This window comes from Neobacillus canaveralius (assembly GCF_047237705.1).
In the GTDB taxonomy this organism is placed as follows: Bacteria; Bacillota; Bacilli; order Bacillales; family Cytobacillaceae; genus Neobacillus; species Neobacillus niacini_K.
On sequence record NZ_JBDFLL010000001.1, the window covers coordinates 4,788,632 to 4,805,620 of the forward strand.

A 16,989-nucleotide genomic window follows, 5' to 3' on the forward strand; every position below is an offset into this window, starting at 1 on the left:
GTTAATTATTCTCCTTTTTTTATTGTTTTTCCTTTAAATATTTTTGTTTTACCCATTATATTATGCCCTAAAGTTATTTTTCATTTATATTTTTGCGAGGAAGAACTTATTTTTTTGACAAAATTCATTCCTGCGTTCTTCCTTTTCCCGATTAGATTTTGGGATGAAGATTTTAGTTTGGAGTTGAAAACCAGTTTCGCTTTTTTTCATGAGTATTCCGAGTCTCTCAAGCTGATGAAAATATTCCTTTACCGCATTAAAGGATCTTTCACTTGGAAGTTGAGGCACATTCCTGTTGATAATCTCGTTTTTGATTATTCTCTTATTGTAATGTCTTTCAACTTCCCTTAAGTCTATTAGGTCTTTAGGTATTTTATCCTGCAAAACATCTATATACAAATAGGTTTGCCAGATAATTGAAGGTGTTTGAATGAATAGGGAATGATTTACGGGTAGACCAATTTCTGGAGGAAGTAAATATAAGTTGAGGTTCTGCCTATAGATTTCGCGAAGAAATCGATTTAGGTCGGGACTTGGATGGAGTGACCAGTTCAAATTAAATTTCTCCATTTCCTTTGACCATTTAGCAAAGCTAAAATGATTGATTATATTCGGCGCTAGAATTTCTTCAATTCCAGTTTTGTGGATAGAATGGTGGGTGATGTTTGCGATTGCATTTTTTATGGAATAAGGATAAACCGAACTGAGGATTTTAAATTGTTTTTCATCGGGGCAATAAGTAGGAAGTATCAAATGGTTGTCCTTTGTTTTTCTGAAAAAGAAATAATCAAAGTTCGACAAAGAAAAGACATTACTCCTTTTTGCTTTCAAATGTTTACTGCTCATTATCCAGAGAGGAATATAATTGTGTTCGTAATAGGCGGCAGTTCGCTTGATAAAGATTTCTTCGGAAATCGGCGAACACTGGTACTCCAATGCAAATTTATTTCCATCGTATTGGAATACGATATCAGGGCGTTGTTTAATTATAGAATCATAATATTCTAATGCGACAGGAATTCCTTGTCTTTCGAGCCACTGATAAAGTTGAACTTTTCCTTTCATATGATAAAACGTTTCACCTTCATAGGAATCCCTGCAAACCGTGCCGCTTCGATGGGCAAAATGGTAAATTCGTTGATTCCCCAATTTAAGAGAGACTCGCTCCCCACAAGCTGGACAAAAAAATTCCTCATTGTCTCGTATACTCAGCAGTGTCTCCTTCTTATGTTCCGTGCCTAAGCTAAATATTGTTCCTGATTTCGTTTGTGCTGTCAGCAATTGTTATCTACCTCCTTTTATTTCTACATTCGTGTTTTCTTATAAAAAATCCTTTTTTATATAAAAAAAAAACCCGCCAATATGACGAGTTTGTGAACTTAAAGAAGCGGTGATAGTAACCTTGCTGTAGACTCAATTAACCGTAAGCCAATATGTCTTTTCCTAAAAGAGATTAAATCAAGCTGATTTGCATATTCTAGGTCATTAATATACTCCGCTACTAGTTTTTGAGTACTTTTGGTTCGAAATAAAAAGGCATTAACCTCAAAATTTAAATGAAAACTACGCATATCCATATTAGAGGTTCCAATCGAAGCAAGTTCATGGTCGACAATCACGATTTTACTATGCATAAACCCGCGTTCATATTCATAGACCTTTACCCCAGCTTCCAAAAGCTCAGGGAAATAGGATCTTGAGGCATGAAAGACAATTCTTTTATCAGGGCGGTTAGGAACAAGTAATCTTACATCAATGCCGCTGAGAGCAGCTACTTTTATTGCTGAAAAGATATCTTCATCAGGGATAAAGTATGGTGAGGCGATCCAAACAGATTCCTTTGCCGTCGTAATCATCGAGAAAAAGATATTCTTAATAACACTCCATTCATTGTCCGGACCGCCGGCGATTAATTGAACGCCTCCATGATTTTTTTCATCGATCTGCGGTGACAAATATTCGGCTGTTAAAAAACTGTGGTTAGTCATGTAATACCAATCTTGTAAAAATATTAACTGTAGCGACCTTACAGCTTCTCCTCGTAACATTAAGTGAGTGTCGCGCCAAAAGCCATATGTATCATTTCTTCCTAAGTATTCATCTCCAATATTTAGCCCGCCTACAAACCCAATCATTCCATCAATGACAATAATTTTTCGATGATTTCTGAAATTAAATTTATTATTTAAAAATGGCAGCTTAACCGGGCCGAAACATACCGTTTCTATTCCCGCGTTTTTCAGGTCATTAATATACTTTTTGGATAATTTCCAAGAACCTACTGCGTCATATAAAAAGCGGACTTTAACCCCTTGTGCAGCCTTATTTATTAAAATCTCTTTAATTTCTTGTCCAATCCTATCGTCCCGGACAATATAATATTCAATATGGATATGATGCCTGGCTTTATTCAATTGCTCAAGAATGTGATGAAAAGTTTCCTCCCCGTTTGTTAGCACCTTTGTAGCTGTATCAAAGGAAATCGGACTGTTACCCAATTTTTGTGCCAAAGTAAATAGTCTTGCTTGGTGCTCGGCCATTAATCCAAGTTTTTCTTCACTTCGTGGGTCATTTTCACCTTCCACTGTCAAAAATGCTTGTTTATCAAGAAAATATTTCTTCCGATACATTTTCTCCTTTCGATAATTTCTTCCGAAGAGTAAATAAAAAAAGAAACCAACTAGTGGAAAACTTCCTAATACAACCAACCAGGTTATCGTTTGTGTCGGGTGTCGATTCTCTAAAAAGATAACGAATCCAATAAAAATAACAGATAACGTTATTAATAAGCTCAGAAAACCAAATATTCCCCCCTGTAAATACCCCCTAAAGAAAAACATAAGTATGGATAGAACCAATATAAACAAAACAACCCTTACTGTGTTTTTCAGTCTCATCACCCTCAGGAAAGAATATAAACCTATGTAAAAAATACCGATTTCAATAATCGAAATCGGTACGTTTATTTAAAATGCTTTCTTATTTCAGCAAAAACATTCTCAGAAATTATCTTTTTACCATATTCCTGAATTCGATGGATGGTTAATTGTGTTTCATAACCATATTCGAGCAGGATACTTAGGATATCATCAATTTCGTCCTCTTCAAACAAATCTTCAGGAAACTCAGTAAATAAATAATATTTATTATCATAGTTGTACAACACAGTGATTAAATCATCAAGTCCGCCCCGATTTGATAACATAATAACATCTTCAAAATCTTTGAAAGCAATTAAAAACTCTAAAGACTCTTCTTCAAGTAAAAGATCATCATCATCGCGATGTTCAGGATTAAAATGGTGATCCAAGATATCTTCAATATTACCATCAACAGGCAGATCCTTTAACTTATCATTTGGAATTGGCAGCTCAAACTTTTGTCCATCCTTTGATACCTGTGCTTTTGTTACAAGAATTTCTAACCCTTTCTCTAACGCCTGCACTTGAATCCACAGCGGACCTTCGACAACAAACTCTTCCTCTTGATGAACTTCATCCATCATTTCCCAGAAAAGCTCTTCACTTCGCTCCCGATTGTACCAAATTTCTTCGCGATCAAAGCCTCGTTCTTCTATATCACCATAAGAGATGTAAAACTTTACTGTATTCTCATTAATTCGTTCGATTTCCATCGTTACCTCTCCCTTCCTTTTCCTTATTGAAGGGACAAAATACCCCCAGCAGACAATGCTTTTTAGCAATTACCCAAGTAGAAAGGATCAATTATTGTAATGCAAAAAAGAATATAATCCTTGTACTTTCATTTTATGACAAAAGTATTAAATTGGGAAATAAATTTACTCCTAATTGCAAAAACCATTAATTTGCCTATTAATTAGATATTCCTTACATTGTAACAAAATGACACCGAAATCTCAAACCAGAAGAGGTGCAAAAAAAGCCTTCAGTTTGAAGGCTTTCTCTTATTCGTTTAATTTACCATGCGCTGTGCTTCTCTTAATTGGAAGGTACGTACTCTTCTCGGTAGAAACCGTCGAATTTCGTCCTCATTATATCCTACCTGCAGACGCTTTTCGTCAATAATAATCGGGCGGCGTAATAAACCTGGATTTGCTTTAATTAATTCAAATAAATCCTGAAGCGGCATAGTATCTAAATTAACATCTAATTTTTGAAAAGTCTTTGATCTTGTAGAGATAATCTCATCTGTACCATCCTCAGTCATACGAAGTATTTCTTTAATTTCTTCGATCGATAATGGCTCAGAGAAAATATTTCGTTCAGTATATGGAATTTCATGTTCTTCTAACCATGATTTTGCTTTCCGGCATGATGTACAACTTGGTGAAGTGTATAATGTTACCATTCGTCTCCACACTCCTCTTTTAATTACTATCCAATTCTATAGTAAAATCTATCAAAATTTATGTTTCTTGATTAAAATTATTATAAATAAGTAATTTATATCATTAATTATACACCACTGTTTCTAAAAAAGGTATCCCTTTTTCAAAATTTATTGAATGTCAAACTATTAGCCTATTTTTTTCTTTTCATTATATAAGACGAATAACTATCGAAAAAGTTTCATCCTTTTAATACCCGGAAATATTCTCAATTAAACCTCGCTTGGTGAAAACGTCTTCATTTTTGTGTAACTTTTAATGCTTTTATTGCTTTACCTCTTTCAATAACACCCAAGTTCTTTTAAAATATAGAGATGAGGGGAATTACAGTACAATCAGTTTCTATATAAACTTTTGAATTGAATATATGGAGGGATTTTCATGGCTGGGTACATAGCTGATTTATCGATGGTTGCGATTTTTATTATTGGAATTACTGCATTTATGGGTGTAGTGACAAATGGTTTTGGTGAAAAGGTGTTCGGAGGAAAAAACCGCTCTGAATTTGTTGACCAAAGCGCAAGATTCCAAACACGCTGGAAAAGAGTTGGCGGGAAGAAGAAGTAATCCTTCGTTGACTTGATTCCCAATATACATTTATTTATAATAGGAATAAATAAATTATTTACTTTAGCGATGACGAAGAGTAGTACGTATTTTTAACCGATTCAGAGAGTTTGTGGCTGGTGAGAACAAACACGGAAAAATACCGAATGGACTTTTGAGCTTCTTTTCCGAACTTCTAATGAATAGTAGGAAAAGACGTTTACCTTGCGTTAAAAGGATTCCAGACTATCCATTCTAGGGTAGTTCTGGGTTGAGTGACTCGTGTTGAGTAATTTAGGGTGGTACCGCGAACCATTCGTCCCTATCGTTTTTGGGGATGAATGGTTTTTTTTATTTATATATAATTAGGAGGATTTCGGTCATGAAAACAATTTTTTCAGGCATTCAGCCAAGTGGTACCATTACACTTGGGAACTATATTGGAGCAATGATGCAATTTGTTGAATTGCAAAATGATTATAATTGCTACTTTTGCATCGTGGACCAACATGCGATAACGGTCCCACAAGATCGTTTAGAGCTTCGAAAGAATATCCGCAGCCTAGCGGCACTTTACCTTGCTGTTGGGATTGATCCAGAGAAAGCAACCTTGTTTATCCAGTCGGAAGTTCCGGCACATGCCCAAGCAGGATGGATGATGCAATGTATTTCTTATATAGGTGAATTAGAAAGAATGACTCAATTTAAGGATAAGTCAGCTGGTAAAGACGCGGTTTCCGCAAGTTTATTAACCTACCCGCCATTAATGGCCGCAGACATTCTTTTATACAATACAGATCTTGTTCCTGTTGGCGAAGATCAGAAGCAGCACATGGAATTAACGCGTGATTTAGCGGAAAGATTCAATAATAAATATGGGGATGTTTTAACTATCCCAGATATTCGTATTCCTGAGGTGGGAGCTCGAATTATGTCATTACAGGAACCTACAAAGAAAATGAGCAAATCTGATCCAAATAATAAAGCTTTTATCACACCTTTAGATGATCCAAAACAAATTGTTAAGAAAATAAAAAGTGCGGTTACAGATTCTGAGGGGATTGTTAAATTTGATAAAATCAACAAGCCAGGGATCTCTAACTTGCTCTCCATTTATTCCATTCTTGGCAATAAAACCATCGCTGAGCTAGAAGCAATGTACGAAGGAAAAGGCTATGGTGATTTCAAAGGCGATCTCGCACAAGTAGTCGTCGATGTATTTGAACCAATACAAGAAAAATACAATAACTTAATGGAATCAACTGAACTAGACAGAATCTTGGATGAAGGCGCTGAAAAAGCAAACCAAGTTGCCAGCAAAACCCTCAAGAAAATGGAAAACGCAATGGGATTAGGCAGAAAGAGAAGATAAAAAAATGACAAAGCTGTGTGAAGGAAAATATTAATTTGTGCACTCTGTTGATTTGCGCGGAAGGCACGAAGACTCCTGCAGGAGTACGGAGCAGGGGAGACCCCACAGGCGCTTGCGCCGAGGAGGCTCGCCGCAACGCCTGCGGAAAGCGAAGTGCCTCGGGACAGGCAAAGACCGCCTGTCTCTGCGATGATTATTCCAAGAAGCATTCCTTAGTGGAGCGCAAATCAACAGACAAATTTCACACAGCAAACAAACAAAAAACAGGTCACGAAAGTTATTAACTTTGCGTGACCTGTTTTTTAGTTTACTTTCGGGCCGTGCTCCATTTCCCATAATTTCTCAAAAAATGGCTGTCCTTTTATTAAATTCTCACAAAATGTTTCATGCTTTTTAGACCAACCGTACCTCGTCTCCTCAAACAATTGCTCCCATGCTTTCTCAAAATTCAATTCCTGAATTGCCGAGTATTGCTCTGGACACCATTCAGTAAACCAATAGCGCACTTCCGCTTCGTTCTTAGATGTATGTAATTGATCAAGTGCCATAAATAACAGCTGTTTCAGCTGACGCTCTTTTCGCGTTAATCCTGTCATTAATTCAGGCTCAGGTGATAAAATATGAAAATCCTTATCCACTGAATTCTGTTGAAAATGATATTTTCTTGCATCATGATTGGCAATCATTTCGTAGACAAGCTGCTCTTGCCTCGGTATGAGTCTGCTCTTTCTAATGGGTATTGAATATCCGATTGTATCAACTGCTAATATTCCAACTCCATCTGTAACCACAAAGCAGTATTCAAGTTGAACTCTTTCGTGGTTTTTTCTTAAATATGCCTTTTGAAAAATATCATCTAGAAGCTGTTGAGGTAATTCTGAGAGATCGTTCTCAATATAGTGAAAGAGAATCGGTTCTACTTTTAACAAAGGAGCTTGGTCTAACAGCTCTACACCGTCATCTTTGCGCCATTCATGAAAGTGGCACACATTATATCCGTTTTCTTCACCTTCAAACCAATTTACCCAAACATCATGAAGATACAACATTGTACAACCCCTCACTTCAAGAAACTGTTTGTCAATCAGTATGGGCAGACATAAGTTAATTTATTCCTTAAGAACCAAATACTCTTTGTTTAGTTCACAAAAAAAAGCCTACTTTCTTCGGCCCTTTTTAGTATTGGTATGTTCAGTTATTAAATATTTCTTTGCAGGAAGTGTAAAGGATAGTTTTGTAGCATAAAGATTATGGCGATAATAATCTTCAACAATTTTAAATCCCGCAGCGTATCCAAGTAATTTTGGGATCCTTCCTGCTCCATACAACAGGTCATCATGTTTCCGTTCACTCTTTTTTACGTCTAGGTTTCCTTGTAAAAATTTTTCCCAATATTCATCTAGTTCTGCTCCTGAATACATCGTACACCAATCGGCTAAATAGTTTCTCCCACAATGAACTAAAACAGAGTATTCTGCGAGCCCTTCAATAATAATTGAATCCAGTAATGTATAATCACTAAATCTTTTAGTTTGTTTATTTAACCTGCAAATGTGGTGGTATTCATGTACAAATAGAGCCTCTAACTCTTGTGAAGTTATTCTGTCGGAAAGAAACAAAAACATTTTATCTGGATAGGAAACCCCACCCTTTATTTTATCTTCTTGTCTAAAAAAAAGGCTTCTATTTTGTCCAATTGGAAACAGGTAGATTGGTATATCTGGTCCTCCCCATTTCCTTTTATATTCATGAAAAACACCTTCCACTTCTTCCCAAACCATGTTTTCCTTCATCCAATTCAAAATTTCCTCGGTCCTCCGAGAGGCTCTGTACATCCCGAAATCAGTTAATTGATTATAGACTTTTGAAGCACTTTGCCCCTTAAAAACAGGGAGCAGTTTTTCGCATATTTTTATTGGACGGTCAAACTCCTCCTCCAGCCACTTATCTGTTCGAATGATGCCCATTTCCTCACTCCAACCATATCATTTTTTACATATTATGAATGAGTTGAAAAGTGGTTCGGGTTGGTTGTCCTATAGATAAAAAAAGCTGACCAGGTATTTTCCTGGTCAGGCTGCCTATTTTTCATATTTTTTGAAGACGATTGTTGCATTGTGGCCTCCAAAGCCTAGAGAGTTACTCATTGCTGCTTTAATTTCTTTTTGACGTGCCTTGTTTGGTACATAATCTAAATCACATTCTGGGTCTGCCGTTACATAATTAATGGTTGGAGGGAGAATGCTGTCTTTCATCGCAAGTACCGTAAAGATTGCCTCAACTCCACCAGCTGCTCCAAGAAGATGGCCAGTCATTGATTTTGTTGAACTGATTGCCAGATTGTATGCATGTACCCCAAAAACTTCTTTCACTGCAAGCGTCTCAAATTTATCGTTATACTCAGTACTCGTTCCATGGGCATTAATATAATCGATTTCCTCTATATTTAGTCCAGCGTCGTTAATAGCCATTTTCATCGCACGCGCGCCACCTTCACCACCAGGGGCTGGTGCTGTTATATGATACGCGTCTCCCGTAGCACCATAGCCAACGATCTCAGCATATATTTTTGCACCACGTGCTAATGCATGTTCTAATTCTTCAAGAACAATGATGCCAGCACCTTCACCAATAACAAATCCATCACGATTTTTATCAAATGGTCTGCTCGCACTCGCAGGATCTGGATTTGTCGATAGAGCTGTATTCGCACAGAATCCAGCAACCGACATTTTTGTAATCGGCGCTTCTGCTCCCCCTGTAATCATAGCGTCAGCATCGCCACGCTGAATAACTTTAAAGGCGTCACCAATTGAATTCGTTCCTGTTGCACATGCCGTTACGGTACAAGAATTAAAACCTTTTGCACCTAGTCTAATCGAGACTTGACCAGTTGCCATATCGGGAATCAGCATTGGTACAAAGAATGGACTCACTCTCTTGTAACCTCTTTTTTGAAAGATTTCATATTGATCTTCAAAAGTTTCCATTCCGCCTATACCGGAACCAATCCACACCCCGACACGATGGGCAATCTCGTCAGTAATGGTTAGTTTTGCATCTTCTACAGCCATCAGAGCTGCTGCAACCGCATACTGAGTAAAACGGTCCATTTTTCTTGCATCTTTTCGGTCCATAATGGATTCAGGATTAAAGTCATTAATCTGTGCAGCAACTTTTGCAGGATACTCTTCTGCATTCACTCTTGTTAAAGGGCCAATCCCAGACTTTCCTTCAATAATCCCTTTCCATGTTGTTTCCACATCTAATCCAAGCGGGGTAACCGCTCCTAAACCTGTAACCACAACCCTGCGTTTATCCATATATGACATCTCCTTTAATACACTTCATTGTATATTTCACTAATTCCCTTTATTTACCCCATCTAATCGCAATAGCGCCCCACGTTAAACCGCCGCCAAAACCGACCATAACAATAAGGTCATCGTCTTTAATTCTTCCAGCCTCTATTTCCTCAACAATAGAGATTGGAATAGAAGCAGCAGAAGTATTCCCGTATTTATGAACAGTCTTTGACATTTTTTCTACCGGAAGCTCGAGCCTTTGTCTAGAAGCCTCCATAATACGGATATTTGCTTGATGAGGGATAAGAAAATCTACATCCTCTTTTGTCAGCCCTGCTTTTTCGAGAACGTTAATACAGCTTTCACCCATCTGGCGCACAGCAAACTTAAAGACTTCTCGTCCATTCATGATAATATACTCATCTTGATATAGATGCTTAGAACCAGTGCCATCTGCACCAAGTTCAAACGAAAGAATTCCTCTACCTTCAGAAACCTCTCCAACAATAACAGCACCAGCACCGTCTCCAAATAGTACTGCCGTGTTTCGGTCATTCCAGTCGGTTATCCTTGAAAGTTTTTCAACCCCCACTACTAGAACATGCTTATAAGCTCCTGATTCAACAAACTGCTTTCCGGTAATAATACCGTACATAAAACCTGCACAGGCTGCACTAACGTCCATCGCAGCAGCTTTTTTAGCACCTAACCGTTCTTGAAGCATGCACGCCACGGAAGGAAATGGCTGATCTGGCGTTACGGTTGCAACCAAGATTAAATCAATATCCTCAGGAGTGATACCTGCATTTTGGATCGCTTTTTGAGCCGCTTCAAACCCCATATCAGAAGTATTAGTGTTATCATCTGCAATACGGCGTTCTTCAATCCCAGTGCGTGTACGAATCCATTCATCTGATGTATCCATTATTTTTTCTAAATCTGCATTAGTAACAATCTTTTCTGGCAAATACCTTCCAATTCCAACAATTCCAGCGTTCAAGGAATCATCCCCTTATATAAATAAAATTTATTATCAATTATTATGACTTGGTACTAATTTTATCAAATAAAAGTATAATTAAGCAACATTTAAATCAAGGATCCCCTGCTTATGTCCATACCATTTGTTCATAAACTTCATAATTTAAAGGAGAATCATACTATAAGGAGGGAGCAGAAAGATGGGAAAAGAAAGACATCAGGATGATCACTTTACAAGAATGATGTTTGGAGAAAGAAGAGAGAGTATAGGCAGTAAACATCATAATCAAACTCCGTCGAATCCATCCTCACTTGATATTGAATCAATATTAGACAACATAAACAAATTAAGGGATTCTTCCCAGAGTCTAAAACCATTACTACAAATGGTTTATCCCTTTGTAGAAGGTTTTTTAAAGAAAAAATAAGCTGCCAAAATGGCAGCTTTTTTACTTTTTTTCACTATATATTCGATACGCATGTTCTATTTGCATAGTCAAACCAACAGATATTGGAACTGTGCTTTTAACGATTATTTTAGTTAAACCCTCTTCCCTTATTTGTAAATTGCGGTTCAATCCATGTTCGTTTATTTGAAGGAATGCTGCACATTTCTCCCATTGATTGCTCTTCCCGCTTTGGATCAGGTATCTTCCAGGCTCTTGGTTTTCAATAATTTCTATTATTAATTGGGCAGTATCCTGAACAAACAGGGCGTCGCCAGTCTCCTCCCGTAGTCCTCTAAATGGTTTTCCTCTATTCATTTCCGTTAAAATAGAGGATTGAAACATAAAGGTATCAGGCTGCCAGGGTCCATATATTGTTGGTAAATAGAGTAAATGAATATTTTTATTATGAACATGGGTCCTTTTTATGAAATCTTCAATAATTACTTCAGGCTTTGAATCAATTACCTCATTTAACAATTGGCTTGGAACTAAAATAACAATTTGTTCCCATTGGATCTTTCTTATTAAATTGAATAACATATCTTCGTTTAGTAGGTATTCTTCCTTATATCGCATATAAAGGTCGTAAACAGAGAGTACAATCGTCTCGTTTTCGTTTTTATATTTTGTAATTTCCCCTAATGAAACTTCAGTAAAGTTAGCATTTCGACCAATCTCTAATCGTTTCTCTCTGACAATATCCTCATTTTCTTCTGATTCAATTTGTACTCCTCTGACCTCAATCCCTTTATCAAGTAATGCTTTGCATACATGAAAATTCACAAAGTCAAATACTCCAACCATTACGACCTTGTCCATTACTATTCCTTCCTCCCTAAGCTTCATTAATGAATCCTATGCGGCTTCTAGAAAAATTATTTCTATCTTAAGGGAGGATGGTGTTATAGCACCTTTTCAAACTGATTGAAAAACTTATTCATCATATTTCCAAGCTGTTGCTTTTTTTCAGGAACAATATATGTTGGGCTAATATCCGTATTAGCCAGTAATTTTTGCAGCTGTTTTGATTGATTATAAGATTTGCCACTGGACATTACATGGATAATTTTAATTGGAATATCTACGTTTAATTTAATTTCACCGTCCATACCTTGAAGTTCTTGCTCAAGAGTGACTTGGTCCATCTTATGGGCAGCTGTTATTTCTCTCATTAGCTTTTTATAGAAAAACTTGTGTTCTTTTTCAAGTTCGATATGTTTTTTTAGAGAAAGAATGGGATTTAATAATACGACTGACCTTAATTGCCCCTGCATTTTCTCCATTAATCTAACAGCCACTAGAGCCCCCATGCCCTCAGCTATTAGATGAATTTTACTATTAAGAATTTCACTTCTTATTACTTGCTGATAAAGCCTTTGCGCAAGCTCTACAGCATGGTCACTTCCCCAGTTTCGCCCATACAAATTTGAGGAAAAAATAGTATATCCTGATTCTTTTAACTGGTTGATAATGGACAGTTTACCTTCATTCTGAGTCCAAAAGCATTTGCTTTCATCAACAAAGTGCCTTTCATCTCCAATTATTAAAATTCCAAAACCTGTGGGCTTTTCAGGGTAATGGATGATATTCCACTGGGTATCCATCTGAAAATTCCGGTTCTCCATCGCTAAATCTCCTTTTACATATTTCCTCAAAATATAGTATGTAATTTCACATAAGATGAAAGGGGATATAGCCTATTGGACAATCATAAACCAGTTTTTATTGTTAATCTTAGTAGGTGGGACTAGTGTTTTGAATTTTTGCTTTTATTATTTCAATAGCATATGGTAATATTATTAGAGATGATAATAGGGTAGAGGTGAAAGATAGTGCGATACTTTTGGACTTTTTTTTGGGTGTTTGTTTTAGTGCAAATGCTTTCATATGTAGTTAGTTCGATGACAGAAGGCGGAGTTTTCAGCTTCCAGTCTGGTGCAATTGTTTCTGTGGGCGTTTTCATTTTGATTGTTATTGCAACGGCAGTACTTCCTAATGATCCTGTTGAAAAACACTAAATAATGTGAAGAAAGGTCATCCATTAAACTGGATGACCTTTTTTGGTTTCGTTACTCAACAGAAATGGTTAATTCTCCATTATCAGTTAAAACGCTAATGACAGAGTGGTCGTGAACATTTCCAGCGATAATCGCCCTAGCTAGTTTTGTCTCGATATTACGTTGGATAAACCTTTTTAATGGTCTTGCACCATAAATTGGGTCGAAGCCATTTACTGCGATGAACTCTTTCGCACTGTCCGTAATAGTTACTTCAATATCTTGTTCCTTCAGCCTGCTTTGAAGTTCCTTCATCATTTTTACTACAATATCTTTTATTTCTGTTAATGATAATGGTTTAAACAGGATGGTTTCATCTATTCGATTTAAAAATTCTGGTCGGAAATGACTCCTTAGTTGTCCTAGAACCTTATCCCTCGTTGTATCAGAGATTTCAATTTCATTTTCATTTCGTTCCAATAAGAAATGAGAACCAATATTGGAGGTCATAATAATGACTGTATTTTTAAAATCCACTATTCGTCCTTGTGAATCTGTAATTCTGCCGTCATCAAGTGCCTGCAGGAGGATATTAAAAACCTCTGGATGGGCTTTTTCAATTTCATCCATCAGGATAACGGAATACGGTCTTCTTCTAACTGCTTCTGTTAGCTGCCCGCCTTCTTCATAGCCTACATAGCCTGGCGGTGCACCAATTAACCTTGAAACGGCATGTTTCTCCATATATTCCGACATATCGATTCGAATCATTTGCTCTTCACTATCAAACAATGCCTCAGCAAGTGCTTTAGCCAGTTCTGTCTTTCCTACACCTGTTGGTCCTAAAAATAGGAATGACCCTATCGGTCTGTTTGGATCCTTGATCCCGGCACGTGCCCTTAATACCGCATCAGCAACTAATTGTACTGCTTCATTTTGCCCGATTACTCGTTCATGCAATAGTGCTTCTAATCTCAGAAGTTTCTCTCTTTCACCTTCAACCAGCTTAGAAAGTGGAATACCTGTCCACCTTGAGACAATATTTGATATCTCTTCTCCTGTAACTTCCTCTCGAAGTAACCGTTCATTTTTCGCTGTTTGTGATTCAAGCTCTTTTAATTCTTTTTCGGCCAATGGAATCTGACCATGGCGAAGCTCTGCGGCTCGGTTTAAATCATATTTATCTTCTGCCTGCTGTAATTCTCTTCGAAGTTTCTCAAGTTGTTCCCTTTTCTCCTGCAATTTTTGGATTCCTTGTTTTTCATGAAGCCACTGAGCTTTCATACTGTTTGCTTGGTCTTTTAATTCAGCGAGCTCCTTTAAAAGAGATTCAAGCCTTTTTTTACTCGCCTCATCCTGTTCCTTTCTCAATGCAGCTTCTTCAATTTCCAACTGCATTACTCTGCGGGTTACTTCATCAAGTTCTGTTGGCATTGAATCAATTTCAGTTCGAATAAGGGCACATGCTTCATCCACTAAATCGATTGCCTTGTCTGGCAGGAAGCGATCAGTGATATACCGGTCAGATAATGTTGCTGCAGCCACAAGAGCATGATCATGGATTTTTACCCCATGGTGAACCTCAAATCTCTCCTTTAAACCACGCAATATGGAAATTGTGTCCTCAACATTAGGCTCTTGAACAAGTACCTGCTGAAATCTTCGTTCAAGTGCAGGATCCTTTTCAATATATTTACGATGTTCATCGAGGGTTGTAGCGCCAATACAGTGCAGCTCTCCACGAGCGAGCATCGGTTTTAACATATTCCCAGCATCCATAGCCCCATCGGTTTTTCCTGCCCCAACAATCGTGTGAAGTTCATCAATAAATAACAGAATCCGCCCTTCACTTTTTTTCACTTCATTCAATACCGCTTTTAATCTTTCTTCAAATTCACCTCTGAACTTCGCCCCTGCAATCAATGCACTCATATCTAACGAAAAAATCGTTTTATCTTTTAACCCCTCTGGAACATCCTTCCTAACAATCCGCTGGGCCAGCCCCTCCACAATTGCCGTTTTCCCTACTCCCGGTTCACCAATTAATACTGGATTATTTTTAGTCTTTCTAGAAAGAATTCTTATGACATGACGGATTTCCGCATCCCTTCCGATAACCGGATCTAGTTTACCTGCTTTCACTTCGGCTACAAGGTCTCTTCCATATTTATTAAGCGCATCGTAAACAGCTTCTGGATTTTGTGATGTCACTCTTTGGTTCCCCCTTATTTCCTTTATTGCTGCTAAGATATACTCCGGAGTTTTTCCATTTGAACTTACTATTTTCTGCATTTCCGATTCTTTTGCATAGCAAGCAGCTAATAATATATGTTCAATTGAAATAAAGTCATCAGTAAACTTGGCGGCAAAATCATCGGCACTAACAAATAGTCGTTGAAGCTTGGATGTAATGTATAACTTCCCTTTCTCAGCACCACTTCCTGTCACTTGTGGTTTTTTATCAAGGACAGTTTGCAATGCTCTTTCCACGCTTTCTGTTCGGATTTCTGCCTTCTCTAAGATTGCTTTTAATAAACTGTTCTCTTGACGAAGTAGTATTAAGAATAAATGGGGTTCATCTACCTCTTGATGAAAGCTTTTTATTGCTAAAGACTGAGCATCTAAAATACCCTTTTGCAGCCGCTCTGTCATTTGATTTAAATCCATCTCTTTCACCCCTTTGACCATATTTGACCTATTTGATTATATTATATACGAATATGTAATGAAATATAAAATAAAAGCCATCCTAGGGGATGACTTTTTCGATGATTTAAGGTTTACGCTGGTAAGTCCAAACACGTTCGTCATTTGAGGTTTCAGGAAACCTGTCTCCGGCTTTTAGCTTTATCTTTTTTGGATTATTAACATTTGACTCTGTATCACCGATTTCTATATATACACCATTATTTGGTGCTCTTTGTCCAGATTTAAACTGATGACTTTGGCCCATTTTCTGTCCCTCCTTTTCCTTTACAATTTTATTATTTCCATTTAATCTTGAGACATTAAAGGAATTATTATGAAATAAAACAACCTTTCAATGATGAGAATATATTTTGACGATTGTATGAACTTATGCCACAATTATTGATATATAAGCGTTGTTAACAATATAATTATAGTATTATCTAGTAAATGAAACCTTGACTGTCATTTATTTAGGAAAGCAAATTAGCGATTTATTTCGCCCCTTTAAGGTGGTTATTCTTATGCAGTCAATAAAGGAAATACAAGTAAAATTAACACAACTGTTTGATACGGTTCACCATATGAAGAAGATTGAAAAAGGCTCTTTTCTGTTTCAGGAAGGTTCTTCTGCAAATGAATTATATATTGTCCAAAGTGGAATCATTCAAATTAGCAAAATTATTCCAGACGGTCGGGAACTAACCCTAAGAATGTGCTCAAAAGGAGACTTTATTGGGGAACTTGATCTATTTGCTCCTGCACCTAGATATTTATTAAGTGCCCGCGTTGCTGAAAGCGGCGAAGTAGCAGTTATTATGAAGGATGTGCTAGAGGAGAAGCTTGCAAAGAACCATGAACTGTCACTTGAATTCATGAAATGGATGAGCCAGCAGTATCGAAAAACCCAAACCAGATTTCGAGACTTGGTTCTTCATGGTAAAAAAGGTGCATTATATTCTACCCTCATTCGAATTACTAATAGCTACGGTATAAAAACAAACCAAGGCATTCTCATTGAATTACCGTTAACAAATCAAGAACTAGCTAATTTCTGCGGTACATCACGTGAGGTAGTTAACCGACTGTTAAGTGATTTAAGAAAAGCAGGAATAATCTCCATTGATAAAGGCTCTATTACGATTCATGACCTAGATTATCTAAAAAATGAGATTGATTGTGAGGACTGTTCTCCAGAAATCTGCAAAATAGACTAAAAAAATCGGTCACTTTTGACCGATTTTTTTAATACCTCTAACCTATATTAACAAACATATAATCC

17 protein-coding genes and 1 other annotated feature are annotated in these 16,989 nt (G+C 37.1%); of the genes, 5 read left to right on the forward strand and 12 right to left on the reverse strand.

What is annotated here, in order from left to right:
• Positions 1 to 84 precede the first annotated feature (84 nt).
• The 4 genes from ABC255_RS23450 to spxA all read right to left on the reverse strand — a co-directional run bounded on the left by ABC255_RS23450 (position 85) and on the right by spxA (position 4,329).
• Positions 85 to 1,281 carry a competence protein CoiA gene (locus ABC255_RS23450; RefSeq protein WP_412997278.1) on the reverse strand — a complete coding sequence of 399 codons (1,197 nt, stop codon included), beginning with the start codon at positions 1,279 to 1,281 and terminating at the stop codon, positions 85 to 87.
• Between the two features lie 98 nt (positions 1,282 to 1,379).
• Positions 1,380 to 2,891: a cardiolipin synthase gene (gene cls / locus ABC255_RS23455; RefSeq protein ID WP_412998620.1), complete on the reverse strand. Its 1,512-nt coding sequence runs from the start codon at positions 2,889 to 2,891 to the stop codon at positions 1,380 to 1,382.
• Positions 2,892 to 2,962: 71 nt separating this feature from the next.
• Positions 2,963 to 3,634, reverse strand: coding sequence for an adaptor protein MecA (gene mecA, locus ABC255_RS23460; protein WP_412997280.1), 672 nt, complete (start codon positions 3,632 to 3,634; stop codon positions 2,963 to 2,965).
• A 299-nt stretch (positions 3,635 to 3,933) separates the two neighbouring features.
• Positions 3,934 to 4,329 carry a transcriptional regulator SpxA gene (gene spxA, locus ABC255_RS23465; RefSeq protein WP_045519743.1) on the reverse strand — a complete coding sequence of 132 codons (396 nt, stop codon included), beginning with the start codon at positions 4,327 to 4,329 and terminating at the stop codon, positions 3,934 to 3,936.
• A gap of 421 nt (positions 4,330 to 4,750) precedes the next feature.
• On the opposite strand from spxA, the gene ABC255_RS23470 reads away from it, so the two are divergent.
• Together ABC255_RS23470 and trpS are read left to right on the forward strand one after the other, a co-directional pair.
• A complete protein-coding gene (locus tag ABC255_RS23470; RefSeq protein ID WP_412997282.1) occupies positions 4,751 to 4,936 on the forward strand; it encodes a hypothetical protein in 186 nt (61 codons plus the stop codon).
• Between the two features lie 60 nt (positions 4,937 to 4,996).
• Positions 4,997 to 5,242: a binding site (T-box leader), on the forward strand.
• 55 nt (positions 5,243 to 5,297) lie between these two features.
• Positions 5,298 to 6,287 (forward strand): tryptophan--tRNA ligase, encoded by a 990-nt coding sequence (gene trpS, locus ABC255_RS23475; protein ID WP_412997284.1) that lies wholly within the window; start codon positions 5,298 to 5,300, stop codon positions 6,285 to 6,287.
• Positions 6,288 to 6,589: 302 nt separating this feature from the next.
• On the opposite strand, the gene ABC255_RS23480 is transcribed toward trpS, so the two are convergent.
• From ABC255_RS23480 to ABC255_RS23495, 4 genes are all read right to left on the reverse strand, one after another.
• Complete coding sequence (locus ABC255_RS23480) at positions 6,590 to 7,336, reverse strand: YjbA family protein (RefSeq protein WP_335532263.1); 747 nt, start codon at positions 7,334 to 7,336, stop codon at positions 6,590 to 6,592.
• A gap of 108 nt (positions 7,337 to 7,444) precedes the next feature.
• On the reverse strand, positions 7,445 to 8,254 hold the full coding sequence (locus ABC255_RS23485; RefSeq protein WP_412997286.1) for a DUF2268 domain-containing putative Zn-dependent protease: 810 nt from the start codon (positions 8,252 to 8,254) through the stop codon (positions 7,445 to 7,447).
• Between the two features lie 114 nt (positions 8,255 to 8,368).
• A complete protein-coding gene (fabF, locus tag ABC255_RS23490) occupies positions 8,369 to 9,610 on the reverse strand; it encodes a beta-ketoacyl-ACP synthase II (RefSeq protein ID WP_412997288.1) in 1,242 nt (413 codons plus the stop codon).
• 49 nt (positions 9,611 to 9,659) lie between these two features.
• Positions 9,660 to 10,592 (reverse strand): beta-ketoacyl-ACP synthase III, encoded by a 933-nt coding sequence (locus ABC255_RS23495; RefSeq protein WP_335532270.1) that lies wholly within the window; start codon positions 10,590 to 10,592, stop codon positions 9,660 to 9,662.
• Between the two features lie 181 nt (positions 10,593 to 10,773).
• Between ABC255_RS23495 and ABC255_RS23500 the strand changes: the two genes are divergently transcribed.
• Positions 10,774 to 11,001, forward strand: coding sequence for a hypothetical protein (locus ABC255_RS23500; protein WP_412997290.1), 228 nt, complete (start codon positions 10,774 to 10,776; stop codon positions 10,999 to 11,001).
• Positions 11,002 to 11,022: 21 nt separating this feature from the next.
• On the opposite strand, the gene ABC255_RS23505 is transcribed toward ABC255_RS23500, so the two are convergent.
• Together ABC255_RS23505 and ABC255_RS23510 are read right to left on the reverse strand one after the other, a co-directional pair.
• Positions 11,023 to 11,841: a hypothetical protein gene (locus ABC255_RS23505; RefSeq protein ID WP_412997292.1), complete on the reverse strand. Its 819-nt coding sequence runs from the start codon at positions 11,839 to 11,841 to the stop codon at positions 11,023 to 11,025.
• Positions 11,842 to 11,924: 83 nt separating this feature from the next.
• Positions 11,925 to 12,647, reverse strand: a complete 723-nt coding sequence (locus tag ABC255_RS23510) for a lipase family protein (RefSeq protein WP_412997294.1) — start codon at positions 12,645 to 12,647, stop codon at positions 11,925 to 11,927.
• A gap of 207 nt (positions 12,648 to 12,854) precedes the next feature.
• Between ABC255_RS23510 and ABC255_RS23515 the strand changes: the two genes are divergently transcribed.
• Positions 12,855 to 13,040 carry a YjzD family protein gene (locus tag ABC255_RS23515; protein ID WP_412997296.1) on the forward strand — a complete coding sequence of 62 codons (186 nt, stop codon included), beginning with the start codon at positions 12,855 to 12,857 and terminating at the stop codon, positions 13,038 to 13,040.
• A gap of 51 nt (positions 13,041 to 13,091) precedes the next feature.
• On the opposite strand, the gene clpB is transcribed toward ABC255_RS23515, so the two are convergent.
• Both clpB and ABC255_RS23525 read right to left on the reverse strand, forming a co-directional pair.
• Complete coding sequence (gene clpB, locus ABC255_RS23520; RefSeq protein ID WP_412997298.1) at positions 13,092 to 15,686, reverse strand: ATP-dependent chaperone ClpB; 2,595 nt, start codon at positions 15,684 to 15,686, stop codon at positions 13,092 to 13,094.
• A gap of 106 nt (positions 15,687 to 15,792) precedes the next feature.
• A complete protein-coding gene (locus ABC255_RS23525) occupies positions 15,793 to 15,972 on the reverse strand; it encodes a YjzC family protein (protein ID WP_335532280.1) in 180 nt (59 codons plus the stop codon).
• A gap of 259 nt (positions 15,973 to 16,231) precedes the next feature.
• On the opposite strand from ABC255_RS23525, the gene ABC255_RS23530 reads away from it, so the two are divergent.
• Positions 16,232 to 16,924 (forward strand): Crp/Fnr family transcriptional regulator, encoded by a 693-nt coding sequence (locus tag ABC255_RS23530; protein WP_412997300.1) that lies wholly within the window; start codon positions 16,232 to 16,234, stop codon positions 16,922 to 16,924.
• The last annotated feature ends 65 nt before the right edge of the window (positions 16,925 to 16,989 follow it).

Bases quoted from the DNA above. Each gene is read 5' to 3' on its own strand.
- mecA (WP_412997280.1), bottom strand. From the start codon at position 3,634: ATGGAAATCGAACGAATTAATGAGAATACAGTAAAGTTTTACATCTCT.
- spxA (WP_045519743.1), bottom strand. From the start codon at position 4,329: ATGGTAACATTATACACTTCACCAAGTTGTACATCATGCCGGAAAGCA.
- ABC255_RS23470 (WP_412997282.1), top strand. From the start codon at position 4,751: ATGGCTGGGTACATAGCTGATTTATCGATGGTTGCGATTTTTATTATT.
- trpS (WP_412997284.1), top strand. From the start codon at position 5,298: ATGAAAACAATTTTTTCAGGCATTCAGCCAAGTGGTACCATTACACTT.
- ABC255_RS23480 (WP_335532263.1), bottom strand. From the start codon at position 7,336: ATGTTGTATCTTCATGATGTTTGGGTAAATTGGTTTGAAGGTGAAGAA.
- ABC255_RS23485 (WP_412997286.1), bottom strand. From the start codon at position 8,254: ATGGGCATCATTCGAACAGATAAGTGGCTGGAGGAGGAGTTTGACCGT.
- fabF (WP_412997288.1), bottom strand. From the start codon at position 9,610: ATGGATAAACGCAGGGTTGTGGTTACAGGTTTAGGAGCGGTTACCCCG.
- ABC255_RS23500 (WP_412997290.1), top strand. From the start codon at position 10,774: ATGGGAAAAGAAAGACATCAGGATGATCACTTTACAAGAATGATGTTT.
- ABC255_RS23505 (WP_412997292.1), bottom strand. From the start codon at position 11,841: ATGGACAAGGTCGTAATGGTTGGAGTATTTGACTTTGTGAATTTTCAT.
- ABC255_RS23510 (WP_412997294.1), bottom strand. From the start codon at position 12,647: ATGGAGAACCGGAATTTTCAGATGGATACCCAGTGGAATATCATCCAT.
- clpB (WP_412997298.1), bottom strand. From the start codon at position 15,686: ATGGATTTAAATCAAATGACAGAGCGGCTGCAAAAGGGTATTTTAGAT.
- ABC255_RS23525 (WP_335532280.1), bottom strand. From the start codon at position 15,972: ATGGGCCAAAGTCATCAGTTTAAATCTGGACAAAGAGCACCAAATAAT.
- ABC255_RS23530 (WP_412997300.1), top strand. From the start codon at position 16,232: ATGCAGTCAATAAAGGAAATACAAGTAAAATTAACACAACTGTTTGAT.